The organism is Halobaculum rubrum (genome assembly GCF_019880225.1).
Taxonomy (GTDB): Archaea; Halobacteriota; Halobacteria; order Halobacteriales; family Haloferacaceae; genus Halobaculum; species Halobaculum rubrum.
The window spans coordinates 1417518-1444112 of sequence record NZ_CP082284.1 but is presented as its reverse complement, the minus strand read 5'-3'; the positions used below and the strand labels follow the sequence as shown (position 1 = coordinate 1444112).

The window sequence follows — 26595 nt, the reverse complement described above, 5'->3', positions numbered from 1 at the left end:
GGTTCTCGCCGGGCGTCCAGCGCCTCCCGCGTGACCCTCGACCCGCCGTGGGACCCGCGGGCCGACGACGAGGGGCCCGCCGGGCGGATCGCTCGAACGCGTCGCCGCCAGGCGTGGGTTGAAACCGCCGGCGACCGTCGAGTCGTCCATGCGCGCAGCAGTGTTCCACGGCCCCGGCGACATCCGGGTCGAGGAGGTCGACAAGCCCGAGATCGAGGAGCCGACCGACGCCATCGTCCGCGTGACCCACACCGCTGTCTGCGGGTCGGACCTGTGGTTCTACCGCGGCGAGAGCGACCGCGACGCCGGCACCGGCGTCGGTCACGAGCCGATGGGCATCGTCGAGGAAGTCGGCGAGGACGTGCGTTCGGTCGAGCCGGGCGATCGCGTGCTCGCCCCCTTCGCCATCTCCTGCGGTTCGTGTGAGTTCTGTCGCAAGGGCCTACACACCTCGTGTGCGAACGGCGATTCTTGGGGCGGCGACAACGGCGGCGGGCAAGGGGAGTTCGTCCGCTCGACGCACGCCGACGGCACGCTCGTCCGGGTGCCGGACCGGTACGCCGACGACGAGGAGGTCCTGGAGTCCCTGCTCCCGCTCACCGACGTGATGGGGACGGGCCACCACGCCGCCCGCTCGGCGGGCGTCGAGGCCGGCGCGGACGCGGTCGTCGTCGGCGACGGCGCCGTCGGCCTCTGTGGCGTCGCGGCAGCGAGGCGGCTGGGCGCCGAGCGCATCGTCGCCGTCGGCCACCACGAGGACCGTCTCGAGATCGCCGAGGAGTTCGGCGCCACTCACACGGTCGCCGAGCGCGGCGACGACGCCGTCGACGCGGTACTCGACATCACGAACGGCGGCGCGAACCACGTGCTCGAGTGCGTCGGCGCCGCCTCCGCGATGGAGACGGCCGTCGAGGTCGCCCGCCCGGGCGGCACCGTCGGCTACGTCGGCGTCCCACACGGGATGGAGGGCGGCCTCGATCTCTTCCCGTTCTTCGGCGACAACGTCGCGCTCCGCGGCGGCGTCGCCCCCGTCCGTGCGTACGCCGAGGACCTGATGGCCGACGTGCTCCAGGGCACCCTCGACCCGTCGCCGATATTCACCGAGACGGTCGGCCTGGACGGCGTCCCCGAGGGCTACCGTATGATGGACGAGCGCGAGGCCGTGAAGGTGCTGGTGAAGCCCTGGGAGTGAGACGGCTGACGAACGACTGATCGGCCAGCCGGCGTCCCGAGACGGCTTCGGGAACCGGTCGCGACGATCGGGGAGCGAAGAGACGCGCATTATCGCCGAGGAGTCGCCGTACGAGCAGACGGCGACACGCCAGAGTTCCGTGAAGTAGGGAGCAGTAGTTGCGACCACTACGGCGACGAGATGGTCGGGGGCGACGGACCTCGGTCCGACGCAGATGTGCAGAGCTCGCCGGACTCGGCTCCTCGCGACGCTCGTCGCGAGGGGTCCGGCAGAACACGAACGGCGAGGGATGTGCACCACCTGATCTTCGCTCGCTGTCGCTCGCTCGTCCCGTCGTTCAGATCCCTCTTGCAGAAGCGACACACGCAGCACGGTTCCGCACGGCACTCACTACGTTCGTGCCGTACGTCACAGTGTGCCGCGAGAGATAGCGAGCGGCGAGGGATTTGAACCCCCGACCTCTTGGTCCGGAACCAAGCGTTCTGTCCGCTGAACTAGCCGCCCTCACACCTCCGTATCGCGGCCCGGAGAATAAGCCTTCGGAACCGTCACGGCCGCGCGACGAGCGGAACGCGGAGCCGTGGGAGACGAAAACGACGGCGTGAGAACGGGTCGGCGGGGAAGCGGACGTGGGGCGCTACGGCGCCTCGCCGGTCTCGATCGTGAAGTCCCCGCGGGGGTACGCGACACAGGTGAGGGTGTACCCCTCGTCGAGTTCGGCGTCGTCGAGCATCTGCTGGTTGTCGTGTTCGACGAACTCCTCGGAGTTGCCGCCGGACGTGATCTGTCCGGCGCACGAGACACACTGGCCCTGCCGGCAGGCGTAGGGCATATCCCAGCCCTCGTCCTCGCCGGCCTCCAGAACCGTCTCGTTGTTGGCGATCTCGATCGTGTCGCCCTCCTTCGCGAACTCGACCTCGAAGTGCTCGATCTCGTCTTCCGGGATATCGCCGGGGCCGGACGACGACTCCTCGGCCGCCGCGCCCTCCTCCAGTTCGCCCTCCTCGCCGGCTGTGACCGCGCCCGCGGGGGCGCTTCCGCCCCCGATAGCGCGGCTCCCCGGTTCGGGGAACTCCGTCTCCTCGACGGTGGAGGCCCGCCGCTCGATGACCTCCTCGGAGATGTCCGCGGTGGCCTCCCAGCCGGTACCGCGGGCGACGTGCAGCGCGACGAAGACCAACACGAGGCCCGCGCCGAACCCGATAGTCACGGGGTCTACCATGATTCCGGGTTGGAAGCGGGGGGTAACAAGGGTTGTGATCAGCCACCGGCGGCGAGGACGGGTCGATCCCCCCGACGGCGAACGTGTTCGGCGAGTCTCACTCCCCCGTCCGGGGGACCTCGTGGCGGCCGAAGCCGTACCGCAACCGGCTGGCGAGGCGGCGGCCGAACCGCTCCTCGCGGGAGTCGAAGCGCTCGGCGAGCGCCTGATAGATGAGCGGCACGGGAACCTCCTGTTCGAGCGCCTCCTGCACGGTCCAGGTGCCCGTCGACCCCCCCTCGATACGGTCTGCCACGTCGCCCAGATCGGTGCCTTCCTCGCGGAACGCCTCCTCGCACAGTTCAAGCAGCCACGAGCGGATGACCGCGCCGTTGTTCCACGTGCGCGCGACGGCCTCCAGATCGAGGTCGTAGCGGCCGCGGTGGAGCAGCTCGAACCCCTCGCCGTACGCCTGCATCAGCGCGTACTCGACGCCGTTGTGGACCATCTTCACGTAGTGGCCCGACCCGGCGGGCCCCATCCGGTCGTGGCCCGCGGGGCCGGTGGCGACGGCGTCGAACACGGGCGTCAATTCCTCGTAGGCCCACTCGGGGCCGCCGACCATCAGGGAGAAGCCCAACTCGGCGCCGGCGGGGCCGCCGGAGGTGCCGCAGTCGAGGTACGCCGCGTCGGTCGACTCCGCGCGGCGCGTCGCGTCCTCGAAGTGGGAGTTGCCGCCGTCGACGACCACGTCGTCGCCCGTGAGGTGCGGTTCGAGTTCGTCGAGCGTGGCGTCCACCGGGTCGCCGGCGGGCACCATCAGCCAGATGCGGGCGCCGTCGCCCTCGCCGTCGGTCCCGTCGCTCAGTCGTTCGTACAGGTCGTCGACGGAGTCCGCCGGCTCCGCGCCGGCCTCCGCGGCCGCGGCGGTCGCCTCCGCGTCGAGGTCGAACGCGACCACGTCGTGATCGGCGTCGAGGACGCGGTCGACGACGATCTGCCCCATCCGACCCAGCCCGATCACGCCGAGTTGCATGCTCATACCGGCGCGTCGGCGAGGTCCGGCGTAGGCGTTGCGGTGTGTGGGAGCGGCGGCGCGGGAACGCGCGAATCCGCGGGACGCGGACGCCCGAAAGCGCCGGATTTAGGCGCTCGCCCGCCGCACCCGCCGACATGGACGACCGAGTGCGCGAGCACGCCGAGGTACTCGTCGACTGGAGCGCCCGCGTCGAGGCGGGCGATCAGGTCGTGATGGACGTCGCCGAGGGCGCCCACGACCTCGCGGTCGCGGTGGCCGCGGAGCTGGGGAACCGGGACGCGACGCTGCTGACGACGTACGGGTCCAGCGAGGTGGGCCGGGCGTTCCTCCGCGCCGGCGACGACGACCGCGAGTTCGCCCACAGCGAGCCGAAGGTGGCGATGCTGGAGGCGGCGGACGTGTACCTCCGCATCGGCGGCGGACGCAACACCACGGCGCTTGCGGACGTGGACGGTGACCGCCGGCAGAAGACACGGAAAGCGACCACGGAGACCCGCGAGGCGCGGATGGACACCGACTGGGTATCCACCGTTCACCCGACGCGATCGCTGGCCCAGCAGGCCGGAATGGCCCACGAGGAGTATCGGGACTTCGTGTACGACGCCGTCCTCCGCGACTGGGAGTCGCTGGCCGAGGAGATGGCGAACATGAAGAAGATCCTCGACGCGGGGTCGGAGGTCCGCATCGAGAAGGAGCGAACCGACCTCACGATGTCCATCGAGGACCGCACGGCGGTCAACTCCGCCGCCAGCGTCGCGTACGACTCGCACAACCTCCCCTCCGGCGAGGTGTTCACCGCACCCCACGCCACCGAGGGCGAGGTGTACTTCGACGTGCCGATGACCATCGACGCCACGCGCGTGACGGACGTGTCACTCACCTTTGAGGGCGGCGAGGTTGTCGACTTCGCGGCCGAGCAGGGCGAGGACGCGATCGCGGACGTGCTCGACACCGACGAGGGCGCCCGGCGGCTGGGCGAGCTCGGGATCGGGATGAACCGCGGCATCGACCGCTTTACCGACTCGATCCTGTTCGACGAGAAGATGGGCGACACCGTCCACCTCGCGCTGGGGCGCGCGTACGACGCCTGTCTCCCCGAAGGGGAGTCTGGCAACGACTCGGCGGTTCACGTGGACATGATCACGGACATGGCCGAGGACTCGCGGATGCTCGTCGACGGCGAGGTCGTCCAGCGAAACGGCACGTTCCGCTGGGAGGACGGGTTCGAGTCGGCGTAGGTCGATCCGGGCCGCCCCGGATCGGAGCCGCGTCGGTGGCGCCCCGAACCGGGACGTACCAGACCGTCGCGCTTAACCTCCAGCCTCCACCACGAACAGCCGACCATGGAGCCGCGCCACGCCCGCTATCCCTTCTTCGCGTCGGCCCGCGAGGCCGTCCGCGAGTCGGGCGTCGATCTGGCCGCGCTCGTCGCCGACGGCGACCCCGCCGTCGACCGCGGGCGCGAGCGGGTCGAACGCGCGCTCACCGAGGGAACCGTCGAGGCGGCGGAGTCGCGCGAGTGGGACACCCGCGACGAGTTACTCTCGTACCCCATCGCGCGGATCCTCGTCTCGCTGCTGGACTCCCGCGCGGCCGTCGAGAAGTACGCCGAGGCCGAGGCGGCGACCGCCTACCGCCGGTTCACCGAGGACCTCCAGCGCGCCCGCGACGACGGCGCGCGCCGCGAGCCCGCTCGGATCGATCAGGCCGCCCTGCTGCGGGAGTTCGACCTCGGCAGCGCCGTCCGCGTCGAGGAGCCGAAGCCCGGGCAAATCGAGGGGAAGTGGCTCTGGCTCGGCGTCGGCGCGTACCTCTCGTACGTCGACCCCGAGTGGGGCGACGACTGGCGGCTCGTCAACCGCGAACTCGTCGACGGCGAGGTTCGCACCGAGCGCGAGGAGCTGTACCGCCTGATCCGGGAGGCCGTCGAGGACCGCGTCGCCGAGGGGCTCCCGTTCGAGGGCGTCGGCGACGAACTGGCCGACGAACTGGAAGCCGAAATAAGCGACCTCCGCGACCTGCTCGCGGATCGCAGCGTCGCCGCCGACCTCGACGTGGTCGCGCCCGAGTACTTCCCGCCGTGCATCGGGAAACTGCTCGGTCGGACGCAGGGCGGCGACGACCTCGACCCGTACGAGCGCTTCTCGCTGCTCGCGTTCCTCGCCGGCCTCAACCTCGACGCAGAGGAGGTCGTCGCGCTGACGGGACTGGACCCCGACCTCGTCGCCGACCGCTTCGCGTACCTCCGCGACGACTCCGGCGCGCAGTATCCGCCGCCGTCGTGTCGGACGCTCGGGGAGTACGGGATCTGCGAGAACGAGCACAACCACCGCAGCGTGGCGCCACATCCCCTCGAGTATTACAGTCGGGAGCTTCGCGAGGCCGACGAGGTCGTCGACTGGCGCGACAGGGAACGGACGGACGTCGGCGACGCCGCGGCCTGAGCGGTACCGGCTCGTGGTGCGAACACGGATGAAAAAGGGAGGGCGCTGCGGACCGCGTCGCTACTCTTCTCGATCGAGGAGGACGCCGGCGGCGGCCATCAGCGCGACGAACAGCCCGATCGCGGCGACGAAGTAGTACGCGCCGACGCTCGAGAGGTCGTGTCCGTCAGTGTACTGGATCCCGATGGCGACCAGAAGGGCGATGAAGACGACGACTGCGCCGACGGAGACGGCGATCATGCGGCGCATCTCGGCGTCGATTTCCATGCACCGGCGTATCCGTGGACTCGGCAAAAGGGCTTCGAAGCGCTCGTCAGGCGCCGGATCCCGCGAACCGTCCGCGAAGCACCGACCGAGCCCTTAGGGTCGCTCGACTCGTAGGTTCGTTGACCAATGACACCACCACGTACCGCCGGCGAACGATCGAATCGGAGTCACGACGGAGACCGGTACGACGGCGACCGCGGGAGCCACGGAACGCGCGGACGGAGTGCCCTCCCCGAGGACGTGCCGGACACGCCGGATGGACCCGACGGACCGGGCGGTCCGAACGACCTCGACGGCGCCGCCGACCCCCGCGACTCCGGGCGGACCGCACGCGCCAGAACGGAGCCGATGGCGGTGTACGCCCTCCGCGACGACGACCGATACCTCGTCGACACCGACGGCGGCACCTACGTCGTCGACCTCGGGAGCGACACCTGCACTTGCCCGGACCACGCAATTCGGGGGAGCCGCTGCAAGCATCTCCGGCGCGTCGACATGGAGGTCGGGATCGGCCGCGTGCCGGCCCCCGGCGAGCGCGTCGCCGCCTGTGCCGTCTGCGGCGACGGCGTGTTCGTTCCCGCCCGCGAGACGGGCGCGTTCCTCTGTGGCGACCACCGACCCGCCGTCGGCTCGTTCGTCCGCGACCGCGAGACCGACAAGCGCCTCGTCGTCACGGGCGTCACGACCGACCGCGCGGACGAGTACGCGACCGAGGAGGGGACGCCCATCGCCGACTACGAGACCAACGCCGACTACGGGAATCACGAGCCGGTAATCGAGGCGGTGTACGCCGGCAACGCCCCCGCCAGTCCCGGCCCGATGGACGTGTCCGGACGGAAGCGCTACGGCTTCCCGGCCTCGCGGCTCCGCCGGCTCGACCCCACAGATCGGCCGGAGACGCCAGTTATCGGCATCTGAACGACGCGGAGCGACAAGCCGAGATCGGGAGCTACAGCATCTCCTCGGCTTCCTCCGCCGAGAGGACACCCTGTTCGACGGCGTTGAGCACCTCGCTCACGCTGGAGTCGGATTCGGTGTCCTCGCTGGCGGCCAGCAGGTCGTCGATCGTCTCGCCGTCGTCGAGCGCCGTCTCCTTTTTCACCCGATAGTTCCCGCCGTCGGTGACGTAGAGGTCGCCCGGATGGAAGAAGTACCAGTCCTCGCGGTCGAACCGCACCCCGATCTTCGGCGAGGCGCCGAAGTTGCGCGAGAAGTAGATGAGCGCCTCCACCTCCTCGCCGCGGAGGTAGATGGGGTCACCCGAGGAGGACTTCGCCTCGACCGCGTAGAACACCCGGCCGTCGCCCGCGAGCACGTCCGGTAGCTCCCGGTCAGTGGAGGAGCCGCTGGCGGGCGCGCGCATCACCGCGAACCCGGCGTCGTGGAGCCTGTTGACGAGTTCTCGCTCCCGGCGGTCGCCCTTCGGGTTGCCCGGCATGGGGGAAGGTGAACCGCTGGCGGCCATAACCCACACGGTCGCGCGAGACCCCGGAGTGAAAGTGAACGTTGGGAGCGGAACGCGACGGGACGCGGCACCGCCCGTGGACCGTCAGCCCCGCCGTGCGACCACCGACTCTCCCGCACGGACCGCCTCTCCCCGGCTCACACGGACGTCCTCGGCGGTGTAGCCGACCGGGAGCACAACGTCGGCCCGCGAGCCGAACGCGATGTAGCCGATCCGTTCGCCCCGTGTGACCGCATCTCCAGGCGAAACGTAGGGGGTGATCCGCCGGGCGAACCAGCCCGCGATGAGCGCGCCGTCGACGCGCCCGGCGTCGCCGTCCGGCTCGGCTTCGGCTCCGCCGCCCGCGCCGTCGTCCGCGTCGCCCCCACCCTCCCGCAACGTGTACTCGAACCGCTCGTTCCGTTCGGACTCCTTGACGAACGCCGGCCGGTGGGCGGCGCCGCGGTGGTCCAAGCGCGCCACGGCGCCGCCGGCGGGCGCGCGACAGACGTGCACGTCGAAGGGGCTCATGAACACGCCGACGCGGACGCGGTCGCCGTCCTCGCGGATCACCGAGACGTGTCCGTCAGCGGGGGCGAGGACGCCCTCACCCGCGGGCTCGCGCTCGGGGTCGCGGTAGAAGTACGCCGAGAACGCCCCGACACCCAGCAGGAGCAGCCCAAGCGGCGGCACGAGGAACAGGAACGGAACCGCGAGCGCGAACGGGACGAACACGCGTCGCTCGCTTCCGGGGGCGAGATCCGGGATCGGGACGGCGGCCGGGATCGATATCACGCGTCCGCGGGGTCTCGCACGCCGGTCTCGGTCGTCGTCCGACCCGCACCCCACGCCGCGAGCAGATGGGTGAGATGAATGCGGTCGTCGCTCCCCTCCACGAGGTCAAGGTCGACCTCGCCCGCGAGGGCGTGAAGCCGAGCGACCGCCTCGGAGGAGGCGTCGGACTTCGAGCGCGCGACCCTGAGCAGTTCCCGGAGCAGGTCGCCGCCCTCGTACCCCTCGTCGTGTAGGAGGTCGTCGATCGTCGAGCGGGCCTCCGTCAGGTCGCCCGTCCGTGCGGCCGACAGCGCCGAGAGCACCTCCTCGTCGGTGCCGACCTCGCCGAGCGTCTCGTAGGCGGCCGACATCGTCACCTCGTCGTGTTCGACGGCGGTCGTCTGCGCCGAGAGGACCGCCCTCCGGAGGTCGCCGGCGGCCGCGCTGGCGACGAACTCCAGGCCGTCGTCGTCGTAGTCGACCTCCTCTGCCTCGCAGATCCCACGGAGGACTTCGATGGTTTCGTCAGTCGCCGGCGCGCGCACGGGTACCGGGAAACACCGCGAGCGGATCGGCGGGATGAGCTTCGCGGGCTGGCGCGTCGCGATGACGAACTGTGTCGTGCGGTGGTACTGCTCCATCACGCGGCGCAGCGCCTGCTGGAAGTCCTCGCGGATCGCCTCGGCGTTGTCCAACAGGACCGTCTTGTACGTGCCCGACATCGGCGCGTTCGCGGCCGACTCCTTGAGCACGCGGTTGATCATGTCGCGTTTGGCCATCCGGCTGCGTCCCTCCAGAAACGAGGCGAACCGGGGGTCCTCGCGGATCTCCTTTTTGGTTCGCCCGAAGAAGTCCGCGACGTTGATCTCGACGAGGTCGTTGTCGGGGTCGTCGTGGGCCGCCGCCGCGAGCGCGCGCACGGCGGCGGTCTTCCCCGACCCCGACGGGCCCTGGATCACGAGGTTCATCGGCTCGTCCACCGCCCGTGAGAGGCGCTCGCGCACGTCCTCCTGCGGGAGGTCCGCGAGCGCGGGGGCGTGCGTGTCCGTCCACAGCGGGCCGTCCATTACCCTCCGGTAGCGGTCCGAGCGGCTTGAACCCTGCCGTTCGCCGGGGTGGGTCACCCGACGAGATTCGATCGGAACGACGGGCGCGTCGCTGTCGGACGAGTCGGTCGCGAAAAGCGGCGGTCGGAAACCGGATCGACCCGCGCGGTCGACACGGCGGTCGTCGCGTGGTCTGCAGTCGGTTCGCGGACGGTCGTCGATCAGTCCGCGGTTACTTCGGTCGTCGTCCGGTCAGCCGGGGGATCGACCGTGATCGCCCGGTAGACGCCCCACATCAGCAGGACGACCAGTCCGAGGATCACCAGCCCAGTTCGGACCACCGGGTCGATGGCGGGAGTCGCGATCACGTCGCCCGCCTCGTTCGTCAGCGGAGCGGCCCCGTACGGCTGGCCCGCGAGAACCTCGATGAGTCCGAGGATCACGACGCCCAGCAGCATCAGGGCCGCGCTGACGGCCAGCGCAACCTTGTCGACGATGTCGAATTGTTGAGTCATGTGTGTCACCTCCTTAGCCGAGCAGGTACCGCAGTTTCGGGTTCGCCTTCACGAATCCCAGCTTCTCGATGATCCCGTCGAGGCCGTAGTAGCGTCCGGCCCCGAGGAAGATCATCGTGACGAACAGGAGCAGGCCCATGAAGTCGCTGTTGACGACCCCGTGGCCGAACCCCGCGTTCCCGATCCAGAACAGGGTCATGAAGATCGTGCCGCCGAAGGCCGCCAGTCGGACGAACGCGCCGGCTATCAGCGCGAGCCCGATGAGCGTCTCGAACAGCGGGACGCCGGGCGCGATGAGCCACCCGAGGTTGTTGCCCATCCACACCGGGATCGGTCCGAGTGCGGTCCCGGTCATCTCCTGCATGTACATCACGCCGTACGTGAAGTTCAGGCCGCCCTCGATGATCTTCGTCACGCCGGCGTGGAAGAACCACCAGCCGGTGATGACGCGCAGGAGCGCGATCCAGTACGCCGCGATCGGTCCGCCGACATCGAAGCCGAAGTTCTCGGCCAGCGGGTTGGTTTCCGAATATGCCATGGGTCTCACCTCACAGATGTGGATTGGACGGCTATCTTGGTATAAACGACACCCGGTTCCCAGTCGGTGAAACCCGGCGAAAGTGGACGCGAGCGGTTCTATACTACCCAATCGTTGATCAACGATCGAGAGGTATAAATTGTGAGTCGCGCGGCGCCGCGGCGTCGGACGCGACGGCGGCACTGTCACCGCCGTCTCCGTCCGTCGTCGCAACCGCGGGGCCGCCGATCAGACGGCCGCGAAACGCAGCGCCGCACTGTCGTTCCCGTCGCCGTCGTTCCCGCCGGACGAGCCGTCAGCGGTCGCCTCGGCGTCGAACTCCCGTTCGAGTTCGGCCTCGCCGTCGGCGTGGGTCACGACGACCGAGAGCCGCGTCGCGTTCGCGTCGACCGCGAACGTGATCGTCCCGTCCGCCGTGGTGGCGTACGTTCCGGTGATCTCCTCGCCGTCGACTTCCTGCGTGACTTCGACGGTCGCGTTCTCGACGGCCGAGCCGTCGCGCGTCACCTCGACGGTCGCGTTCTCGCCCGCGTTGACGTTCCCCACGAACGAGGCGCTCAGATCGGCCGACTCGGACTCCTCCTCGGTCTCGAACTCGCGTTCGATCTCGGCCTCGCCGTCGTCGCCCGCGGTCGCCTCGACGCTCAGTTCGGTCGCGTTGGCGTCGACCGCGAAGGAGACCGTTCCGTTCGCGTCGGTGGTGAGCGTCTCGGTGGTCTCGTCGCCGTCGATCTCCTGCGTGACTTCGACCGTGGCGTTCTCGACGGCCGAGCCGTTGCGCGTCACCTCGACGGTCGCGTTCTCGCCGACGGTGACGTTCCCGACGAACGAGGCGTTCAGTTCGTCGGCCTCCTCGTCGGAATCGTCGTCCGAGTCCGTCTCGTCGACGTCCTCGATGGGCACCTCGTCACCCGTGCCGGACTCGCTCACGACCGGCTTGAGGATGTACTTGCCCGAGTTGCCGGCCTTGAACACTGACATGTCGTAGACGAAGTCGACTTCCTCGCCGTCGCCGACGGTGAACTCCGTGTTCAGTTGGAGCTTGTTCGACGGCAGCTTCACGTTCACGGAGTCGCCGTTCTCCAGCGTCGCGTCGATGCCGTCCACGTGGACGAACACCTTGTCGTAGGTCCCGTTGTCGACGCCGAAGGTGCCGAGCTTCGTCGCGTTCGCGCCGAGCAGCGTCGTCAGGTCGACGCTGCGGTCGTCGACGTCCTTCTCGACCCAGCCGCCCTCGTCGCCGGCCCGGTGCAGGCCGACCGTCGTCACCGTGACGTTGAGGTGGGCGAAATCGCCCATTGCGTTCTGTTCGTCGCTGAGATAGAAGTCCATCGAGGACTGTCCCGAGTTCGAGGAGTCGGCGGTGTCGTCGTCGGACTCGCTCTCGGTCGACGCTGTCTCGGTGGCGTCGTCCGCGTCGTCAGCATCGTCTGCACTGTCCGCGTCGTCAGCATCGTCTGCCTCCCCGCGGTCGTCGTCCTGCTCGTCCGCATCCTCGTCGACGTCGCGGATCTCGACCTCGTCGCCCGTGCCGGACTCGCCGGCGACCGGCTTGAGGATGTAGCCGTTGGGACCGCGCTCGAACACGGTCACGTCGAACACGAAGTCCACCTCCTCGCCGTTACCGACGGTGAACTCCTTGTTCAGTCGGAGCTTGTTCGACGGCAGCTTCACGTCCGCCGAGGAGCCGTCAGTGAGGGTACCGTTCACCGACTCGACCTCGATGGACACCTGCGTGTACGTGCCGTTGGGCACCGGAACCGACCCCAGCTTGGAGGCGTTCGCGCCCTGCAGCTCGGTCAAGTCGAGGGTGACGTTGTCGACCTCGTAGGTCACCTGCTCGCCCTCGTCGTCGTCCGCGTCGTCGGACTCGGGTGTCTCAGTCGACTCGGCGGTCTCGGTCGGTTCAGTCGGCTCCGTCGTCTCTGTCGTCTCGGTCTCGTCGTCCGCGTCGCTGTCGTCCGTGTCGGCGTCGTCTCGGTCGTCTCCGTCCGCCCGAACGAGCGTGATCTCGGTGATCGTGACGTTCAGGTGTTCGAACTGGTCGATCGCGTTCTGCTGGTCGCTGATGTAGAAGTTGACGGTCCCCCCGTCGTCCCCGCCGGCACCGTCGGCCGTGCCGGCGTCGCCCCCGGAGGGTCCGGAGGGAACGCCGCCGGCGCAGCCGGCGAGGATCAGCATCAGGGCCGCGGCGACGGCGGCCCAGCCGGTCGTGTGTCGGGTCATTGCGATCGGTCGTTACGGGCGTGACGGCATATACCTGTACGGCCACGAACCCGAATTCTCCTGAATTCATCCGGATTAATCGCGTGACTGCGCCGGGTTCAGTCACGACCGACCGGACGGTCGGACGACGAGTGAACGCCCCCGCCGGGCGCACGTCGCTTCGACAGCGTTTCACCGTCGGCACCATCACATCCGGTATGATACGGGTCACCTTCCTCGGGACGAGCGGCGCGGTACCCACGGTGGCGCGCGCGCCGAGCGCGCTGTACCTGAACCGCGAGGGCGACGAGTTCCTCCTCGACTGCGGGGAGGGGACCCAGCGGCAGATGATGCGCTTCGGCACCGGCTTCGGCTTCTCGCACCTGTTCGTCACCCACCTCCACGGCGATCACGTGCTCGGGATCCCGGGACTGATCCAGAGCCTCAGTTTCAACGATCGCGAGGCGCCGCTGGCGATCCACGGCCCGCCCGGGTCGAAGCGCCACCTCACGGAGCTGGTCCACGCCGCCGGCCACGACCCGAGCTTCCCGGTCACCGTCCACGAGGTCCGCCCCGGCGCCGTCGCCCTCGACCGCGAGGAGTACGAGATCCGGACGTTCGAGACCGAGCACCGCACCTCCTCGGTCGGCTACGTGCTCGTCGAGGCCGACCGGAAGGGCCGGTTCGACCGAGAGAAGGCCGAACAGGAACTGGACATCCCGCCCGGCCCCGCGTACGGCAAACTCCACGACGGCCAGCCGGTCGAGTTGGACGACGGCCGCGTCATCGAGCCCCAACAGGTGGTCGGCCCGCCGCGTCCCGGTCGGCGGATCGTCTACACCGGCGACACTCGCCCGGTCGACGCGACCGTCGAGATCGCCGAGGGGGCGGATCTGCTCGTTCACGACGCGACGTTCCTCGACGAGGACGCAGACCGCGCCCGACAGACCGCCCACTCGACGGCCGTCGAGGCGGCCCGGATCGCCGACCGTGCGGGCGCGAAGCGACTCGCGCTCACTCACGTTTCCTCGCGATACGCGGGGCGGGCCCGATACCTGGAGCAGGAAGCGCGAACGGCGTTCGACGGCGAGGCGTTCCTTCCCGACGACGGCGACGAGATCGAGGTTCCGTACCCCGACGCGGACGGGGAGTGATCCCGGCGCGGAGTTTTTACGCGCCAGCCGCCAACACGCGGGCGTGAACGCCCGGACGAGCGCGCTCGACTCCCTCGTGTTCGGGGTCGACATTCAGAGCGGCGACATCCGGGGCGACGCGCCCTCCTACGCCCTCGTCGTCTTCGACGGCGAGTCGATCGAGCGGGACGTCGTCTCGCATCGAAAGCTCCGCCGGCGTATCGAGGCCGACGAACCGGCCGTCGTCGCCACCGACAACGCCTACGAACTCGCCGCGGACAAAGACGACCTCGTCCGGTTTCTGCGGTCGCTCCCACACGGGACCTCGCTCGTGCAGGTCACCGGCGCCGAGCGGCCGGAACCGCTCTCGCGGGTCGCCTCCCGCCACGGCGTCCCGTACGGCAAGAAGCCGATGCAGGAGGCGGAAGCGAGCGCTCGTCTCGCGGCCGCGAACGTCGGCTACGAGGTGACCGCCTTCACCGACACGACGACGGTGAAGGTGTCCCGCGGCCGCTCGACCGGGAAGGGCGGCTGGAGTCAGGACCGCTACACGCGCCGGATCCACGGGAACGTGAAGCGGCAGGCCCGCGAGGTGGAGTCCGAGTTGGAGGACGCGGGCCTCGAGTACGAGGTCGACATCACCGAGAAGTACGGCGGCTACTCGAACGCCGTCTTCTCCGTGTCGGCGCGCCCGCAGGACATCCCGGTGAGCGCCCATCGCTCGGGCGACACCCGCGTCGAGATCGAGCGCGAGCGGCGCGACGGCATCGAGTTCGAGCCGCTGGTGAAGCGCCGCGACCGCGTGATCGTCGGCATCGACCCGGGGACGACGACCGCCGCCGCCGTCGTCGGCCTCGACGGCACGGTCTTCGACGTGTACTCCACACGGACCGCCGACACCGCCGAGGTGATCGAGTGGCTCGTCGAGCGCGGACGCCCCGTCATCGTTGCCGCCGACGTGACGCCGATGCCCGAGACCGTCGAGACGTTCCGGCGGAGCTTCAACGCCGCCGGGTGGACGCCCGGCAGCGACCTCCCGGTCGACGAGAAGCTCCATCGCACGCGCGAGGAGTCGTACGACAACGACCACGAGCGCGACGCGCTGGCGGCGGCGTTGTTCGCGTTTGACGGCCACGAGGACCAGTTCGAGCGCGTCGGTCGGAAGACCCCCGCCGGGATCGACCGCGCGGAGGTGATAGCCCGCGTCGTCGCCGACGAGCAGTCCGTCGAGGGGGCGCTTTCGGACCTCCGGGACGACGACGGTGAGGAGGCCGAGGAGTCCGGCCCGGAGCCGCGCGAACTCACCGACGAGGAGAAACGCATCCGGGATCTGGAGTCGCAGGTCGACCGCCTCCAAGCACACGTCGACGACCTCAAGGCCGAACTCGACGGGAAGGACGACGAGATCGAGGAGTTGGAGGAGGAGCTGTCGGACGCGCGCCGCGAGGAGCGCCTCGAAGCCCGACGCGACCGCGAGGTCACGCGGATCCGCCGCGAGAACAGTCGCCTGGAGCGCGAGCGCGACGAGGCCGAGGAGACGGTCGAGGAACTCGAGGACAAGCTCGCGCGCATGAAGACGCTGTGGAAGTTGGACCACGACAACTTCGCGGACGTCTCGAAGGGACGCGATCTGGTCCCCGTGAAGGTGGTCGAGCAGTTCACGAAGCGCGCGATCGAGCGCGCCGACGAGCAGTACGGGCTCGCCGCCGGCGACGTGGTGTATCTCCGCGACGCCTCCGGCGCCGGACGCGCCACGGCCGAGCGACTCGTGGGGACGGAACCCCGGGTGATCCTGCGGAACGGGGGGCTCTCCGGCGCCGCCGAGGAGGTGCTGTTCGACCACGAGATCCCCGTCGGTCCGGCGGACGACGTGACGATACAGGAGGTCGACGAGCTGGCGGTCGCCCGCGAGAGCGACGTGGAGGCGGTGATCGACGACTGGGAGGACCGCGCCGCGGAGCGCGAGCGCGAGCGGACCGAGGCGATGGTGGACGAGATCATCTCCGAACATCGGGCGGGCGAGGGCGAGCGAACGTAGCGAGCGAGCCCTCGAAAGCCGGCGGCGAGGTGTGCGCGGCCGAACGCAGTGAGGCCGCGTGGCCCGAGCCGCCCACGAGACGGGCGAGGGCGAGCGAACGTAGCGAGCGAGCCCTCGAAGCGAACGGGGAGCGGTGCGCGGTCGAGCGGAGCGACCCGCGAGCGAAGCGACCCGTGAGCGGGCAAGGGCGAGCGAACGTAGCGAGCGAGACCGGGTGAGTGAGCGGCGCGACGCGCCAGCCATCCGCTCCCGAAACAGCCCATCGGCGAGGACGCGGCGACGGCCGACGTGTCGGAAACGATAAACGAGTCCGTCGAGCGTAGGTCGTCCGTAGGTCCGGCGTCAGTCGAACGTCAGACAATGAGAAACGCGATTCGTGTTCATATAGACCCTCGAATCGACAGACACGGCGACGACAACCCCTTGGTTTCGACTGGAAGAAGGATCGGTACCACGAACCGAGTAAATAGTCGAACCGGTCGCATGCCGAGCGGCGATCCGACCCTCAGTTGATCCGAGTGACCTCGTAGCCGCGGTCGCGGATCGCGTCGATGAGCTGGCCGGCGTGCTCGCGGCCCGCCGCCGCGACCTCGAACACGAGGTACGCCTCGCCGACGCGCAGGTCCTCGACGGCGCGGTCGTGGCGGACGTGGCGGACGTTGGCGCCGCGGTCGGCCAGCACCGTCGAGAGCGCCGACAGTTCGCCCGGTTCGTCCTCGATGCGGACGCGCAGGCGGAGGAGCTGGTCGCGGTCGGTCATCGCGTGTTCGAGGACGGTGTCGAGCATCGACATGTCGATGTTACCGCCACACAGCAGCGGGACGGCCGTCTCGTCGGCCACGTCGATCCGACCGGACAGCAGGCCCGCGACGCTGGCGGCGCCGGCGCCCTCGACCAACTGCTTGGCGCGCTGGAGCAGCGTGAGGATGGCGTGGGCGATCTCGTCGTCGCTGACGGTGACGACATCGTCGACGTGGCGCTCGATGAGGTCGTATGTGAGGTCGGCGACGCCTCCGGTGGCGATGCCGTCGGCGATGGTCCGGGTGTGCTCGCGGTCGACGGGCTCGCCCTTGTCGAGGCTGTCGGGCACCGTCGCGGCGTCCTCGGCCTGCACGCCGACGACGCGGACCTCGGGAGCGACCGACGCGAGCGCGGTGGCGATCCCCCCGATGAGTCCGCCGCCGCCGATGGGAACGATCACGGTGTCGAGATCGGGCACCTGCTCGGCGAGTTCGAGGCCGAGCGTTCCCTGGCCGGCGACGATGGCGGGGTCGTCGTAGGCGTGAACGAAGACGGAGCCGGGCTCCTCGGCGAGGTCACGAGCGTGCGCGACGGCCCCCTGGAACTCCCGACCGTGGAGGACGACCTCCGCGCCGTAGCCGCGGGTCGCGTCGACCTTCGCCTGCGGGGCGTCCTCGGGCATCACGACCGTCGAGGAGATACCGGCGTTCGAGGCCGCGAGCGCGACGCCCTGGGCGTGGTTGCCGGCGCTGGCGGCGACGACGCGCTCCGCGTCGCCGGCATCGACGATCTGGGCTAACTTGTTCGAGGCGCCGCGTGTCTTGAACGAGCCCGTGCGCTGGAGGTGCTCCATCTTGAGGCGCACGTCCGCGCCGCTCATCTCCGAGAGCGAGCGCGAGCGCTCGACGGGCGTCTCGCGGACGATGTCGGGATCGAACCGCTCGCGTGCGCGCCGGATATCGGTGATCGTGACCGAGGAAGACATTCGTTGCTGGCGGTGTCGCCAGCGCGGTGCAAAAGTTGCGCGGATCGGAAGCCCGTGTCGGCGGTCGGAGAGCGTCGAGGGACGGCAGAGAGACGGAAGGGAGGGGAGAGAGCCGAGCTACTCCAGCAGCAGCAGGCTCGGGTTCTCCAGCCGCTCCATCACGTAGTTCGTGAACTGGCCCGCCTCGGCGCCGTCGATGACGCGGTGGTCGATCGACAGCGACAGCGGGAGCGTGTGGGCCGCGCGGACCGTGCCGTCCTCGGCGACCGGACGCTCGTCGATGGCGCCCAGCCCCATGATCGCCGTCTCCGGGTAGTTGATGATCGGCGTGGCGTACTCGCCGCCGATGGCGCCGAAGTTGGTGATCGTGAAGGTGCCGCCCTGCATCTCCTCGCGGGAGACCTTTCGCTCGCGGGCGCGCGAGGCGAGGTCGTTCACTTCCGCGGCGAGCTCGAGGATCGACTTCTCGTCGACGTGCTTCACGACGGGGACCATCAGGCCCGCGTCGGTGGCGACGGCGATGCCGAGGTTGTATTCCTTCTTCAGGAGGATCTCCTCGTTGTCCTCGCGGAGCTCGGAGTTGAGGTACGGGAACTCCTTGAGACCGGCCACGAGCGCCTTCATGACGAACGGCATGTAGCTGAGTCGCACGTCGCGCTCGGCGGCGCGCTCCTTCAGGTCCGCGCGCACGTCGACCAAGTCGTCGACGACGGCCGTGTCGTGATGGCTGACGTGCGGCGCCGTGTACTTCGAGGTCTCCATCTGCTCGCCGATGGTCCGGCGCACGCCGCGATAGGGAACCGATTCCGGCTCGCGCGAGGCGGCCGCGCCGTTACCCGCCGCGGCGGATCGGTCGGGCGCGCCCGTCTCGTCGCCGCCGGCCGCGGCTCCTTCAGCTTCGGCAGCCTTCGCCTCCTTGACTGCCTGCGCGTACCCCTGGACCTGCTCGCTCGTCACGAACGCCTCGCCGTCGCGCGTCTCGTCGGTCGGCACGTCGTCGAGGTCGACGCCCGCGTCCTCCGCGGCCTTGCGGGTCGCGGGAACCGCGAGCGTTCGGTCGCGCCCCGCGGCCTCCACGGACGAGGGTGCGGAACCGGCGGCGGCCTCGGCGGTCGCTCCGTCGGCGTCGTCTCCTCCCTTCCGGGAGACTGCGGACTGCTTGCTGCCCATGTCGACCTGCTTCGGACCGGACGAGTCGCCGCCGGCGGCACCGGCGTCACCGGACTCGCCCGATTCCGCGTGTGCGCGAACGTCGCCCTCGCTGACGCGGCCGCCGGGGCCGCTCCCCTCGACGGCGGCGATGTCGACGCCGAGTTCGCGGGCGAGCCGGCGCGCGGACGGCGGCGCGAACACGCGTCCGGAGGACGGTTCGGGCGCCTCGTCCGCCGATCCCGCGTCCGAGTCGGTCGTCGCCGGCTCACCGCTCGCCGCGTCGGCGTCGGCGTCGGCGGACCCATCCGGATCAGTCGCCTCCGGCTCGTCTCCGGCGGGCTCGCCGGACTCGCCGGAGGCGTCGTCGCCCTCCTCGGGCACGTCGTACGTGACGATCACGTCGCCGACGGGGACCATCTGCCCCTCCTCGACGTGCAGTTGCTTCACCGTCCCGTTGTAGGGGGACGGGACCTCCACGAGCGCCTTGTCGGTCTCGACCTCGGCGACCGGCTGGTCCTCGGTGACCGTGTCGCCGGTGGCGACCAGCCAGTTGACGAGCTCCCCCTCGGCGACGCCCTCGCCGACGTCGGGGAGCTTGAACTCCTTCTCGGCCATGGGTTAGAACTCCGCGGCCTCCTTGATACCGTCGGCGACTCGCGCCGCGTTCGGGAGGTAGTAGTCCTCCAGCGCGTACAGCGGGTACGGCACGTCGTAGCCGGTGACGCGCTTGACCGGCGCCTCCTGGTACAACAGCGCCTCCTCCTGCAGCGTCGCGGTGATCTCGCCGGCGAGCCCGCCGGTCTTGGGCGCCTCGTGGACGACGCACGCGCGGCCGGTCTTCTTGAACGACTCGACGATAGATTCCCGGTCCATCGGCGAGACGGTGCGCAGGTCGACGACCTCGGCGTCGATACCCTCCTCGGCCAGTTCCTCGGCTGCCTCCATGGTCGGTCGGGTCATGGCGCCGTAGGTGAACACGGACACGTCCGAGCCCTCGCGGCGGGTGACGGCCTCGCCGATCGGCACCTCGTAGTCGCCCTCGGGTACGTCGCCGCGGAAGGCGCGGTAGATGAGCTTCGGCTCCATGAAGACGACGGGGTCGGGGTCGCGGATCGCCGAGATGAGCAGCCCCTTCGTGTCGTACGGGGTCGAGGGGATGACCACCTTCAGCCCGGCCTCGTGGGTGTAGAACGCCTCCTTCGACTCCGAGTGGTGCTCGGGCGCGCGGATTCCGCCGCCGTAGGGCATGCGCAGCACCATCGGGAGCGTGTAGCGGCTCCGCGAGCGCGTGCGCAGTCGAGCCATGTGGCTCACGATCTGATCGAACCCGGGGTACGCGAACCCGGAGAACTGGATCTCGGGGACGGGCTTCAGCCCCATCGCGGCCATGCCGACGGCGGTGCCGATGATGCCCGACTCCGCCAGCGGCGTGTCGATGACGCGGTCCTCGCCGAACTCGTCGTACAGGCCCTCGGTCGCCCGGAAGACGCCGCCGTTCTTCCCCACGTCCTCGCCCATGACGAGGACGTCGTCGTCCGACTCCATCTCGGTCGCGAGCGCGTCGCGGACCGACTGTACCAGTGTCAGATTCTGCGTGGCCGTCTGCTCTCGGTCTTGGTCTTGCGTGCTCATGATCTCACTCCTCGACGAACGCCTCGTCGCCGTACTTCTCGCGTAGCTGTGCGAACTCCGCTGCCTGCCGCCGGATCTCCGGTGTCTGCTCGGCGAACACGTGGTCGAACATCGACCCCGGATCGGGCCGCACGGTCGACTCGGCGGCGTCGATCGCGTCGGCGACCTGCTCGCGGACCGACTCCTCGACCGCGGCGACGCGCTCGTCGTCGAGGACGTCCTGGTTCCGGAGGAACCGCTCCAGCCGTGGGATCGGGTCTTTCGCCTTCCACTCCTCGACCTCGTCGTCCTCGCGGTAGACGCTCGGGTCGTCGGCGGTGGTGTGGGCGCCGAAGCGGTACTGGACCGCCTCGATCAGCGTCGGACGACGCTCGCCCTCGCCGGGGTTTTTCGCCTTCTCCAGCGCCGCCGTCGTCGCCTTGTACACCGCCAGCGGGTCCATCCCGTCGATCTGGACGCCCTCGAAGCCGTAGGCGACCGCCTTCTGCGCCAGCGTCTCGCTGGCGGTCTGGCGCTCGCGCGGGACCGAGATGGCCCACTGGTTGTTGTTACAGAAGAACACGTTCGGCGTGTCGAACACGCCCGCGAAGTTCAACCCCTCGTGGAAGTCGCCTTCCGAGGTGGCGCCGTCGCCGAAGTAGCAGATGAACGCCCTGTCCGTCTCGCCGTCGTGCTTGAGCTTGTCCGCCCAGGCCATCCCCGTCGCGTGCGGGATCTGACTCGCGATGGGGACGGCGGGAGTGAAGACGTTCGCGTCCTCGGGAACGAGGCTCCCGCGCTCGTCGCCCATCCAGTACAGCAGCGTCTCCGTGAGCGACAGTCCGTGGACCATCGCGGCGCCGTGTTCGCGGTAGGACGGGACGAGCCAGTCGTCCTCGGCCAGCGCCATCGCGGAGCCGATCTGCGCGCCCTCCTGTCCGGACAGCGGCGGATACGTCCCCATCCGCCCCTGGCGCTGGAGCGACACCGCCCGCTCGTCGAAGTGGCGGGCGAGTTTCATGTGGCGGTACATCGCGACGAACTCCTCCTCGGAGAGGTCCGGAACGTCGCCGACGACGCCGCCCTCCTCGTCGAGGACCTGGACCATTCCGTCGCCGGGGTCGCGCTCGAGCGTGCTCACGGTACCCACCTTCGCATACCAGAACGCTGTCCGCCCCGCCTGATAGTGTTTTCGTAAATAGTTTACTGTGAACAGAAATACTGCCAAGAATTGGCAGGGCGTCGAATATGCACACAGCTACTCGAACGTTCGTCCGAATTCCGTTGGGTATTCCCGATGTTGGTTTGCGAACGGCCGAAAAGGAGCCGACATTCTTGACAATCGTTAATGCAGGCCGGAGACGCGGGACGGGAAGACGCCGTGTGGGCTCGGTGGGTACTGCCCCGCGGACCGACTCGCGACGGAGCGTGCGCTACTGGGGAGTTCGGCGTTCGCAGCGGGGTCAGTCGGCGGCGTGTGCGGCCTCGCGCGCCTCCTCGACGCTGGCGCCGTCGCGGACGAGCGCCTCGACGAAGAACTCGCCCGCCTTGTACGACGACCGGACCATCGGCCCGGAGGCGCAGTAGAGGAAGTCGAGGTCCTCCTCGGCGACGCGCGCCCAGGTGTCGAAGGCGTCCGGGTGGACGTACTCGAACACGTCGAGGTGCGATCGCGACGGCTGGAGGTACTGCCCGAGCGTGACGATGTCGACGCCGACGCCACGCAGGTCCCGCAGCGTACGGTACACCTCGTGGTCGTACTCGCCGAGCCCGAGCATGACGCTCGTTTTCGTGCGGATGTCGGAGGTTCGGTCGACGCACTCCAGCACGTCGAGCGTCCGCTGATAGCCGGCGCGACGGTCGCGCACGGGCCATTGAAGTCGCTCGACCGTCTCGATGTTGTGGGCGATCACGTCCGGCTCGGCGTCGACGATCCGGTCGACCGCCTCGGGGTCGCCGCCGAAGTCGGGGATGAGCACCTCCACGAGGACCGAGGCGTCGCGACGCTTGATCTCGCGGATCGTCTCCGCGAAGTGACGCGAGCCGCCGTCGGCGAGGTCGTCGCGGTCGACGGAGGTGAGCACGACGTAATCGAGCCCGATCTCCGCGACCGCGTCGGCGACGTTCGCCGGCTCGTCGGGGTCCAGCGGCTCCATCCCGCCGGTCTTCACGTCACAGAAGTTGCAGCCGCGCGAGCAGCGGTCGCCCAGCAGCATGAACGTCGCCGTCCCGGGACCGCTCTCCCCGGACCAACACTCCCCGAGGTTCGGACAGTTCGCCTCCTCGCAGACGGTGTGGAGGTTCCGGTCGCGGAGGGTGGACTTGATCTCGGTGAAGCGCCGGCCGGACGGCGGGCGCATCTTCAGCCAGTCCGGCTTCCGCCGCCGACTACTCATACCGTATCGTTCGTCGCGGAGGCCAAAAACGTGCGGTATCCCCCCGGATCGCGGCGCGGATGGGGGGGCCGCGTCTGGCGGCGTGTTCGAGGGCGCGGGTTGACGTGTCCGACGGATGGGCGGGACCGAAGGCCGGTTCCGTGCATCGGAAGTGATAACAGATTGAACCGATAGGGATTTATTATATCGCTAACAGTGTGGAACAGACCCACGAATGTTCGACGTCTCCCCCGAGGAGATCACCGAGGGGCGGCTGGGGAGAGCGCTCGCGTTCCTCTCGATCCCGATCGTCGCCCAGCAGCTCGCGGTCACCGCCCAGAGCATCGTCGACGTGCTCTGGCTCGGTCGCCTCAGCGGCGAGGCCGTCGCCGCCGTCGGCCTCGTGGCGCCGTTGATCGGGCTGATGACGGCGGCGGTCAACGGCGTGTTCACCGGCGAACACGTGCTCGTCTCCCAGCGCATCGGCGACGACGACGAGCGGGGCGCCAGCCGAGCGGTGTTCCATGCGCTCGTCGCGGGCGTCGCGGTGATGCTGGGGATGGTGCTGATAACGAACGCGTTCGGCCGCCAGCTCACGGCGCTGTTCGATCCGGGGACCGAGGTCGCGCGGCTCGGCGCGATCTACCTCGGGACGATGGCCGTGGCGTACACCGTCTCGACCGTCAGCGACGTGTTCGAGTACGGGTTTATCGGCGCCGGCGACTCCCGCACCCCGCTGCTGGTGAACCTCCTGTCGATCGGGATCAGCATCGGGCTCGACCCGGTCCTCATCTTCGGCTACGGCCCGATCCCGGGCTACGGGATCGCGGGCGCCGCCTACGCGACGGCGATCGGCTTCGGCGTCGGGGCGCTCGTCATGATCGCCGCCGCGCGCTCGGGACATCGGGGCTTCACCTTCCATCTCGACGCCGTCTCGCTCGACCGCGGGGAGTTCCGTGAACTCCTCACCGTCGGCGTCCCCAAGGTCGGTCAGGGAGTCGCCCGACAGGTCGCCCGCCTCGTGATCGTGGCGATCGTCTCCCTGACTGGCGGCGCCGCCGCGCTCACCGCCTACACGATCGGCGCGCGGGTCGCGACCGTCGTGTTCGTTCCCGCCGCCGCGATCGGCTCGGCCGGAACGACGCTCGTCGGCCAGAACCTCGGCGCCGACGAGCCGGCTCGCGCGACCCGGGCGACGTGGCTCGGCGTCGGCGTCGGCGCGATCGGCCTCGGCGCGATCGGCGTCGTGCAGTACCTCCTGCCCGAGGCGGTCGCCACCCTGTTCGTCCCCGGGATCGCGGGCGAGGCGCTGACGCTCACGGTCGCGTACCTCCAGATACTCGCGCTCGGCTACTGGGCGCTCGGGGCGATCTGGACGGTCGAGGCCGGGTTCAACGGCGCCGGCCGCACGGACGTGAGCATGTACGCGACGATGCTGCAGTACTGGGGCGTTCGGGTGCCGGTCGCCGCGATCGGCGCGTTCGTCCTCGGGTGGGGCGCGATCGGCGCGTTCTGGGCGGTGACGATATCGAACGTCGTCGCCGCCGTCGGGCTCGTCGGCTACTTCCGCCACTCGACGGGGGAGGGGCTCCACGAGCGGGCGGCCGAGGGTGCCGGCGGCGACGGCGAGACCGGGGTCGCGGCCGACGACTGAACCGTCCGAGCGGTCCAGATTCGTCCAGGTGCGCCCGAACCCGTCCGGGCCGAGGTGGCTGGACCGGCCCGAGGATCAGAAGCCGTCGTCGTCGACGGGCGCGATCCCCTCGTCGTCCTCCGCGGGCGGCTCGATCCCGACCTCCTCCGGGTCCACGTCGAACTCCCGACGGAGGTCCTGCATGCGGTCGCGAATGTCCGCGGCCAGCTCGAACTCCAGGTTGCTCGCAGCCTCCTCCATGCGCTCCTCCAGCGCCTGAATGCGCGCCTGCGCCTCCTCCTCGTCGGCCACGTCGTCGCCAGAGACGCCCGAGGTGTCGGTTTTGGACCCGGGGAGGTTCGTCTCGCCGATCTCCTTGTCGATGGTCCGGGGCTCGTAGCCGTGCTCCTCGTTGAACTGCCGCTGGATCTCGCGGCGACGGTTCGTCTCCTCGATGGCCGCCTCCATCGCGCTCGTCGTCTCGTCGGCGTAGAGGATCACCTCGCCCTCGACGTTGCGGGCGGCGCGGCCCATCGTCTGCACGAGCGTCGTCTCCGAGCGGAGGAACCCCTCCTGGTCGGCGTCGAGGATAGCGACCAGGGAGACCTCGGGGATGTCGAGTCCCTCCCGAAGGAGGTTGATGCCGACGAGCACGTCGATCTCGCCGAGCCGCAGCGAGCGGATGATCTCGTGGCGTTCGAGCGTGTCGGTCTCGTCGTGCATGTACGCCACCTCGACGCCGGCTTCCTCGAGGTACTCGGTGAGGTCCTCGGCCATCCGCTTCGTGAGGGTGGTGACGAGGGTGCGCTCGCCGCGCTCGATCCGGTCGTCGATCCGGTCCATCAGGTCGTCCACCTGCCCCTGGGCGGGCTCGACGGTGACCTCGGGGTCGACGAGGTGCGTCGGGCGGACGATCTGCTCGACGATCCGCTCGGAGCGCTCGCGCTCGTAGTCGCCGGGGGTGGCGCTGACGTACAGCCGGCGGTCGGTCTTCCCCTCGAACTCCTCGAAAGTGAGCGGGCGGTTGTCGTAGGCGGTCGGGAGTCGGAAGCCGTTGCCGACCAGCGAGTCCTTGCGCGATTTGTCACCCTCGTACTGCCCTTTGATCTGCGGGAGCGTCTGGTGGGACTCGTCGATCACCGTGAGGAAGTCGTCGGGGAAGTAGTCCAGCAGGGTGTAGGGCGCGTCGCCGGACTCCCGATCCGAGAGGTGGACGGAGTAGTTCTCGATGCCCGAGCAGTAGCCCGTCTCCTGGAGCATCTCGATGTCGAAGGTGGTGCGTTCCTCGATCCGCTGGGCGGCGACGAGGTCGCCCTGGCGCTCGAAGTGCGAGACGCGCCGCTCCATCAGCTCCTCGATCTCGGAGACGGCCCGGTCGATCTGCTCCTCGGGGAGCGAGTAGTGCTCGGCCGGGTGGATGAGGGCCGCCGGCTCCTCGCTGACGACTTCGCCGTCGACCACGTCGACCTTGCGCATGCGGTCGATCTCGTCGCCCCACAGCTCCACGCGGACGGCGTGGCGGCCGTACATCGGGAACACCTCGACCGTGTCGCCGCGCACGCGAAAGGTCCCCTGCTGGAAGTCCACGTCGTTGCGCTCGTAGTTCAGGTCCACCAGCCGCTTGAGCAGTTCGTCGCGACCGATCTCCTGTCCGACCTCCAGTTCCAGCGCCATCCCGCGATAGTTCGTCGGGTCGCCCAGGCCGTAGATGGCCGAGACGGAGGCGACGACGATCACGTCGTCCCGCGTCAACAGCGACCGCGTCGCGGAGTGTCTGAGGCGGTCGATCTCGTCGTTGATGGACATCTCCTTGTCGATGTAGGTGTCCGTCTGCTCGACGTACGCCTCGGGCTGGTAGTAGTTGTAGTAGGAGACGAAGTACTCGACGGCGTTGTCGGGGAAGAGGGTCCGGAACTCCTCGTACAGCTGCGCCGCGAGGGTCTTGTTGTGGGCGATGACGAGCGTCGGGGTGTTCAGCTCCTCGACGACCCACGAGACCGTGTTGGTCTTCCCGGAACCCGTGACCCCGAGGAGGGTCTGCTCGGTCATCCCGGACTCGAACCCGTCGACGAGCTGGCGGATCGCGTCTGGCTGGTCGCCCGCGGGGTCGAACGGGGCGTCGACGCGGAACGGCTTCTCGGCCTCGGGACGGTCCGGCGAGAGGGGTCCCTCGGATTCGCTCATTGGCGGTTTGTGGGGGTCGAGGCACTTGACGAGCGCGGTCGCCGCGACCGGAGGGAGGGGCGACCGCGGCCAACGGCG

The 26595-nt window shown here is 69.5% G+C and carries 22 protein-coding genes and 1 tRNA gene; 7 read left to right on the top strand and 16 right to left on the bottom strand.

The window, feature by feature from the left end:
• The first annotated feature begins 148 nt into the window (after nucleotides 1-148).
• Nucleotides 149-1192, top strand: coding sequence for a zinc-dependent alcohol dehydrogenase family protein (locus tag K6T25_RS07575; protein ID WP_222917709.1), 1044 nt, complete (start codon nucleotides 149-151; stop codon nucleotides 1190-1192).
• A 431-nt stretch (nucleotides 1193-1623) separates the two neighbouring features.
• On the opposite strand, the gene K6T25_RS07570 is transcribed toward K6T25_RS07575, so the two are convergent.
• The 3 genes from K6T25_RS07570 to K6T25_RS07560 all read right to left on the bottom strand — a co-directional run bounded on the left by K6T25_RS07570 (nucleotide 1624) and on the right by K6T25_RS07560 (nucleotide 3429).
• Nucleotides 1624-1696 (bottom strand) — tRNA-Arg (locus K6T25_RS07570).
• A 133-nt stretch (nucleotides 1697-1829) separates the two neighbouring features.
• Nucleotides 1830-2414 carry a 2Fe-2S iron-sulfur cluster-binding protein gene (locus tag K6T25_RS07565; RefSeq protein ID WP_222917707.1) on the bottom strand — a complete coding sequence of 195 codons (585 nt, stop codon included), beginning with the start codon at nucleotides 2412-2414 and terminating at the stop codon, nucleotides 1830-1832.
• Between the two features lie 97 nt (nucleotides 2415-2511).
• Nucleotides 2512-3429, bottom strand: coding sequence for a decarboxylating 6-phosphogluconate dehydrogenase (locus K6T25_RS07560; protein ID WP_222917930.1), 918 nt, complete (start codon nucleotides 3427-3429; stop codon nucleotides 2512-2514).
• Nucleotides 3430-3566: 137 nt separating this feature from the next.
• On the opposite strand from K6T25_RS07560, the gene K6T25_RS07555 reads away from it, so the two are divergent.
• Nucleotides 3567-4670 carry an aminopeptidase gene (locus tag K6T25_RS07555; protein ID WP_222917705.1) on the top strand — a complete coding sequence of 368 codons (1104 nt, stop codon included), beginning with the start codon at nucleotides 3567-3569 and terminating at the stop codon, nucleotides 4668-4670.
• Nucleotides 4671-4775: 105 nt separating this feature from the next.
• Complete coding sequence (locus K6T25_RS07550; RefSeq protein ID WP_222917703.1) at nucleotides 4776-5876, top strand: DNA primase; 1101 nt, start codon at nucleotides 4776-4778, stop codon at nucleotides 5874-5876.
• 60 nt (nucleotides 5877-5936) lie between these two features.
• On the opposite strand, the gene K6T25_RS07545 is transcribed toward K6T25_RS07550, so the two are convergent.
• Complete coding sequence (locus K6T25_RS07545; RefSeq protein ID WP_222917701.1) at nucleotides 5937-6143, bottom strand: DUF7472 family protein; 207 nt, start codon at nucleotides 6141-6143, stop codon at nucleotides 5937-5939.
• A gap of 126 nt (nucleotides 6144-6269) precedes the next feature.
• Between K6T25_RS07545 and K6T25_RS07540 the strand changes: the two genes are divergently transcribed.
• Entirely contained in the window at nucleotides 6270-7061 is a 792-nt protein-coding gene (locus K6T25_RS07540; protein ID WP_222917699.1) for an SWIM zinc finger domain-containing protein, read from the top strand.
• Between the two features lie 31 nt (nucleotides 7062-7092).
• Here K6T25_RS07540 and hjc read toward each other — a convergent pair whose 3' ends face one another.
• From hjc to K6T25_RS07510, 6 genes are all read right to left on the bottom strand, one after another.
• Nucleotides 7093-7581, bottom strand: a complete 489-nt coding sequence (gene hjc / locus K6T25_RS07535; RefSeq protein WP_222917697.1) for a Holliday junction resolvase Hjc — start codon at nucleotides 7579-7581, stop codon at nucleotides 7093-7095.
• Between the two features lie 111 nt (nucleotides 7582-7692).
• Entirely contained in the window at nucleotides 7693-8382 is a 690-nt protein-coding gene (locus K6T25_RS07530; RefSeq protein ID WP_225917837.1) for a protein sorting system archaetidylserine decarboxylase, read from the bottom strand.
• Entirely contained in the window at nucleotides 8379-9428 is a 1050-nt protein-coding gene (locus K6T25_RS07525) for an AAA family ATPase (RefSeq protein WP_222917696.1), read from the bottom strand. Before K6T25_RS07525 ends, K6T25_RS07530 begins: the two co-directional genes overlap by 4 nt.
• Before the next feature lie 200 nt (nucleotides 9429-9628).
• Nucleotides 9629-9922, bottom strand: a complete 294-nt coding sequence (locus tag K6T25_RS07520; RefSeq protein ID WP_225917836.1) for a hypothetical protein — start codon at nucleotides 9920-9922, stop codon at nucleotides 9629-9631.
• Nucleotides 9923-9935: 13 nt separating this feature from the next.
• Nucleotides 9936-10460, bottom strand: a complete 525-nt coding sequence (locus tag K6T25_RS07515) for a DoxX family protein (protein ID WP_222917694.1) — start codon at nucleotides 10458-10460, stop codon at nucleotides 9936-9938.
• Nucleotides 10461-10688: 228 nt separating this feature from the next.
• Nucleotides 10689-12686, bottom strand: a complete 1998-nt coding sequence (locus tag K6T25_RS07510; protein WP_222917692.1) for a DUF4382 domain-containing protein — start codon at nucleotides 12684-12686, stop codon at nucleotides 10689-10691.
• 197 nt (nucleotides 12687-12883) lie between these two features.
• On the opposite strand from K6T25_RS07510, the gene rnz reads away from it, so the two are divergent.
• The gene (gene rnz / locus K6T25_RS07505; protein WP_222917689.1) at nucleotides 12884-13819 is read left to right on the top strand and encodes a ribonuclease Z; all 936 of its coding nucleotides are present in this window, start codon (nucleotides 12884-12886) and stop codon (nucleotides 13817-13819) included.
• A 43-nt stretch (nucleotides 13820-13862) separates the two neighbouring features.
• Nucleotides 13863-15836 carry a DUF460 domain-containing protein gene (locus K6T25_RS07500; RefSeq protein WP_222917687.1) on the top strand — a complete coding sequence of 658 codons (1974 nt, stop codon included), beginning with the start codon at nucleotides 13863-13865 and terminating at the stop codon, nucleotides 15834-15836.
• Nucleotides 15837-16341: 505 nt separating this feature from the next.
• On the opposite strand, the gene ilvA is transcribed toward K6T25_RS07500, so the two are convergent.
• The 5 genes from ilvA to lipA all read right to left on the bottom strand — a co-directional run bounded on the left by ilvA (nucleotide 16342) and on the right by lipA (nucleotide 22721).
• Complete coding sequence (gene ilvA, locus K6T25_RS07495; RefSeq protein WP_222917685.1) at nucleotides 16342-17562, bottom strand: threonine ammonia-lyase; 1221 nt, start codon at nucleotides 17560-17562, stop codon at nucleotides 16342-16344.
• A 117-nt stretch (nucleotides 17563-17679) separates the two neighbouring features.
• Nucleotides 17680-19329: a dihydrolipoamide acetyltransferase family protein gene (locus K6T25_RS07490; RefSeq protein ID WP_222917683.1), complete on the bottom strand. Its 1650-nt coding sequence runs from the start codon at nucleotides 19327-19329 to the stop codon at nucleotides 17680-17682.
• A 3-nt stretch (nucleotides 19330-19332) separates the two neighbouring features.
• Entirely contained in the window at nucleotides 19333-20346 is a 1014-nt protein-coding gene (locus K6T25_RS07485) for an alpha-ketoacid dehydrogenase subunit beta (protein ID WP_222917681.1), read from the bottom strand.
• A 4-nt stretch (nucleotides 20347-20350) separates the two neighbouring features.
• On the bottom strand, nucleotides 20351-21466 hold the full coding sequence (gene pdhA, locus K6T25_RS07480) for a pyruvate dehydrogenase (acetyl-transferring) E1 component subunit alpha (protein ID WP_222917679.1): 1116 nt from the start codon (nucleotides 21464-21466) through the stop codon (nucleotides 20351-20353).
• Between the two features lie 322 nt (nucleotides 21467-21788).
• Entirely contained in the window at nucleotides 21789-22721 is a 933-nt protein-coding gene (lipA, locus tag K6T25_RS07475; RefSeq protein ID WP_222917677.1) for a lipoyl synthase, read from the bottom strand.
• A gap of 214 nt (nucleotides 22722-22935) precedes the next feature.
• Here lipA and K6T25_RS07470 point away from each other — a divergent pair, with 214 nt between their 5' ends.
• Complete coding sequence (locus K6T25_RS07470; protein ID WP_222917675.1) at nucleotides 22936-24354, top strand: MATE family efflux transporter; 1419 nt, start codon at nucleotides 22936-22938, stop codon at nucleotides 24352-24354.
• A gap of 75 nt (nucleotides 24355-24429) precedes the next feature.
• Here the strand turns inward: K6T25_RS07470 and uvrB are convergent, their stop codons facing one another.
• Nucleotides 24430-26517, bottom strand: a complete 2088-nt coding sequence (uvrB, locus tag K6T25_RS07465) for an excinuclease ABC subunit UvrB (RefSeq protein ID WP_222917673.1) — start codon at nucleotides 26515-26517, stop codon at nucleotides 24430-24432.
• Nucleotides 26518-26595 lie beyond the last annotated feature (78 nt).

Excerpts from the sequence above, each read along its gene's own strand:
- K6T25_RS07510 (WP_222917692.1), bottom strand. The coding sequence starts at position 12,686 with ATGACCCGACACACGACCGGCTGGGCCGCCGTCGCCGCGGCCCTGATG.
- uvrB (WP_222917673.1), bottom strand. The coding sequence starts at position 26,517 with ATGAGCGAATCCGAGGGACCCCTCTCGCCGGACCGTCCCGAGGCCGAG.
- K6T25_RS07540 (WP_222917699.1), top strand. The coding sequence starts at position 6,270 with ATGACACCACCACGTACCGCCGGCGAACGATCGAATCGGAGTCACGAC.
- K6T25_RS07470 (WP_222917675.1), top strand. The coding sequence starts at position 22,936 with ATGTTCGACGTCTCCCCCGAGGAGATCACCGAGGGGCGGCTGGGGAGA.
- K6T25_RS07515 (WP_222917694.1), bottom strand. The coding sequence starts at position 10,460 with ATGGCATATTCGGAAACCAACCCGCTGGCCGAGAACTTCGGCTTCGAT.
- lipA (WP_222917677.1), bottom strand. The coding sequence starts at position 22,721 with ATGAGTAGTCGGCGGCGGAAGCCGGACTGGCTGAAGATGCGCCCGCCG.
- K6T25_RS07490 (WP_222917683.1), bottom strand. The coding sequence starts at position 19,329 with ATGGCCGAGAAGGAGTTCAAGCTCCCCGACGTCGGCGAGGGCGTCGCC.
- K6T25_RS07525 (WP_222917696.1), bottom strand. The coding sequence starts at position 9,428 with ATGGACGGCCCGCTGTGGACGGACACGCACGCCCCCGCGCTCGCGGAC.
- K6T25_RS07565 (WP_222917707.1), bottom strand. The coding sequence starts at position 2,414 with ATGGTAGACCCCGTGACTATCGGGTTCGGCGCGGGCCTCGTGTTGGTC.
- rnz (WP_222917689.1), top strand. The coding sequence starts at position 12,884 with ATGATACGGGTCACCTTCCTCGGGACGAGCGGCGCGGTACCCACGGTG.
- K6T25_RS07485 (WP_222917681.1), bottom strand. The coding sequence starts at position 20,346 with ATGAGCACGCAAGACCAAGACCGAGAGCAGACGGCCACGCAGAATCTG.
- hjc (WP_222917697.1), bottom strand. The coding sequence starts at position 7,581 with ATGCCGGGCAACCCGAAGGGCGACCGCCGGGAGCGAGAACTCGTCAAC.
- K6T25_RS07575 (WP_222917709.1), top strand. The coding sequence starts at position 149 with ATGCGCGCAGCAGTGTTCCACGGCCCCGGCGACATCCGGGTCGAGGAG.
- ilvA (WP_222917685.1), bottom strand. The coding sequence starts at position 17,562 with ATGTCTTCCTCGGTCACGATCACCGATATCCGGCGCGCACGCGAGCGG.
- K6T25_RS07520 (WP_225917836.1), bottom strand. The coding sequence starts at position 9,922 with ATGACTCAACAATTCGACATCGTCGACAAGGTTGCGCTGGCCGTCAGC.
- K6T25_RS07545 (WP_222917701.1), bottom strand. The coding sequence starts at position 6,143 with ATGGAAATCGACGCCGAGATGCGCCGCATGATCGCCGTCTCCGTCGGC.
- K6T25_RS07550 (WP_222917703.1), top strand. The coding sequence starts at position 4,776 with ATGGAGCCGCGCCACGCCCGCTATCCCTTCTTCGCGTCGGCCCGCGAG.
- K6T25_RS07555 (WP_222917705.1), top strand. The coding sequence starts at position 3,567 with ATGGACGACCGAGTGCGCGAGCACGCCGAGGTACTCGTCGACTGGAGC.
- K6T25_RS07560 (WP_222917930.1), bottom strand. The coding sequence starts at position 3,429 with ATGCAACTCGGCGTGATCGGGCTGGGTCGGATGGGGCAGATCGTCGTC.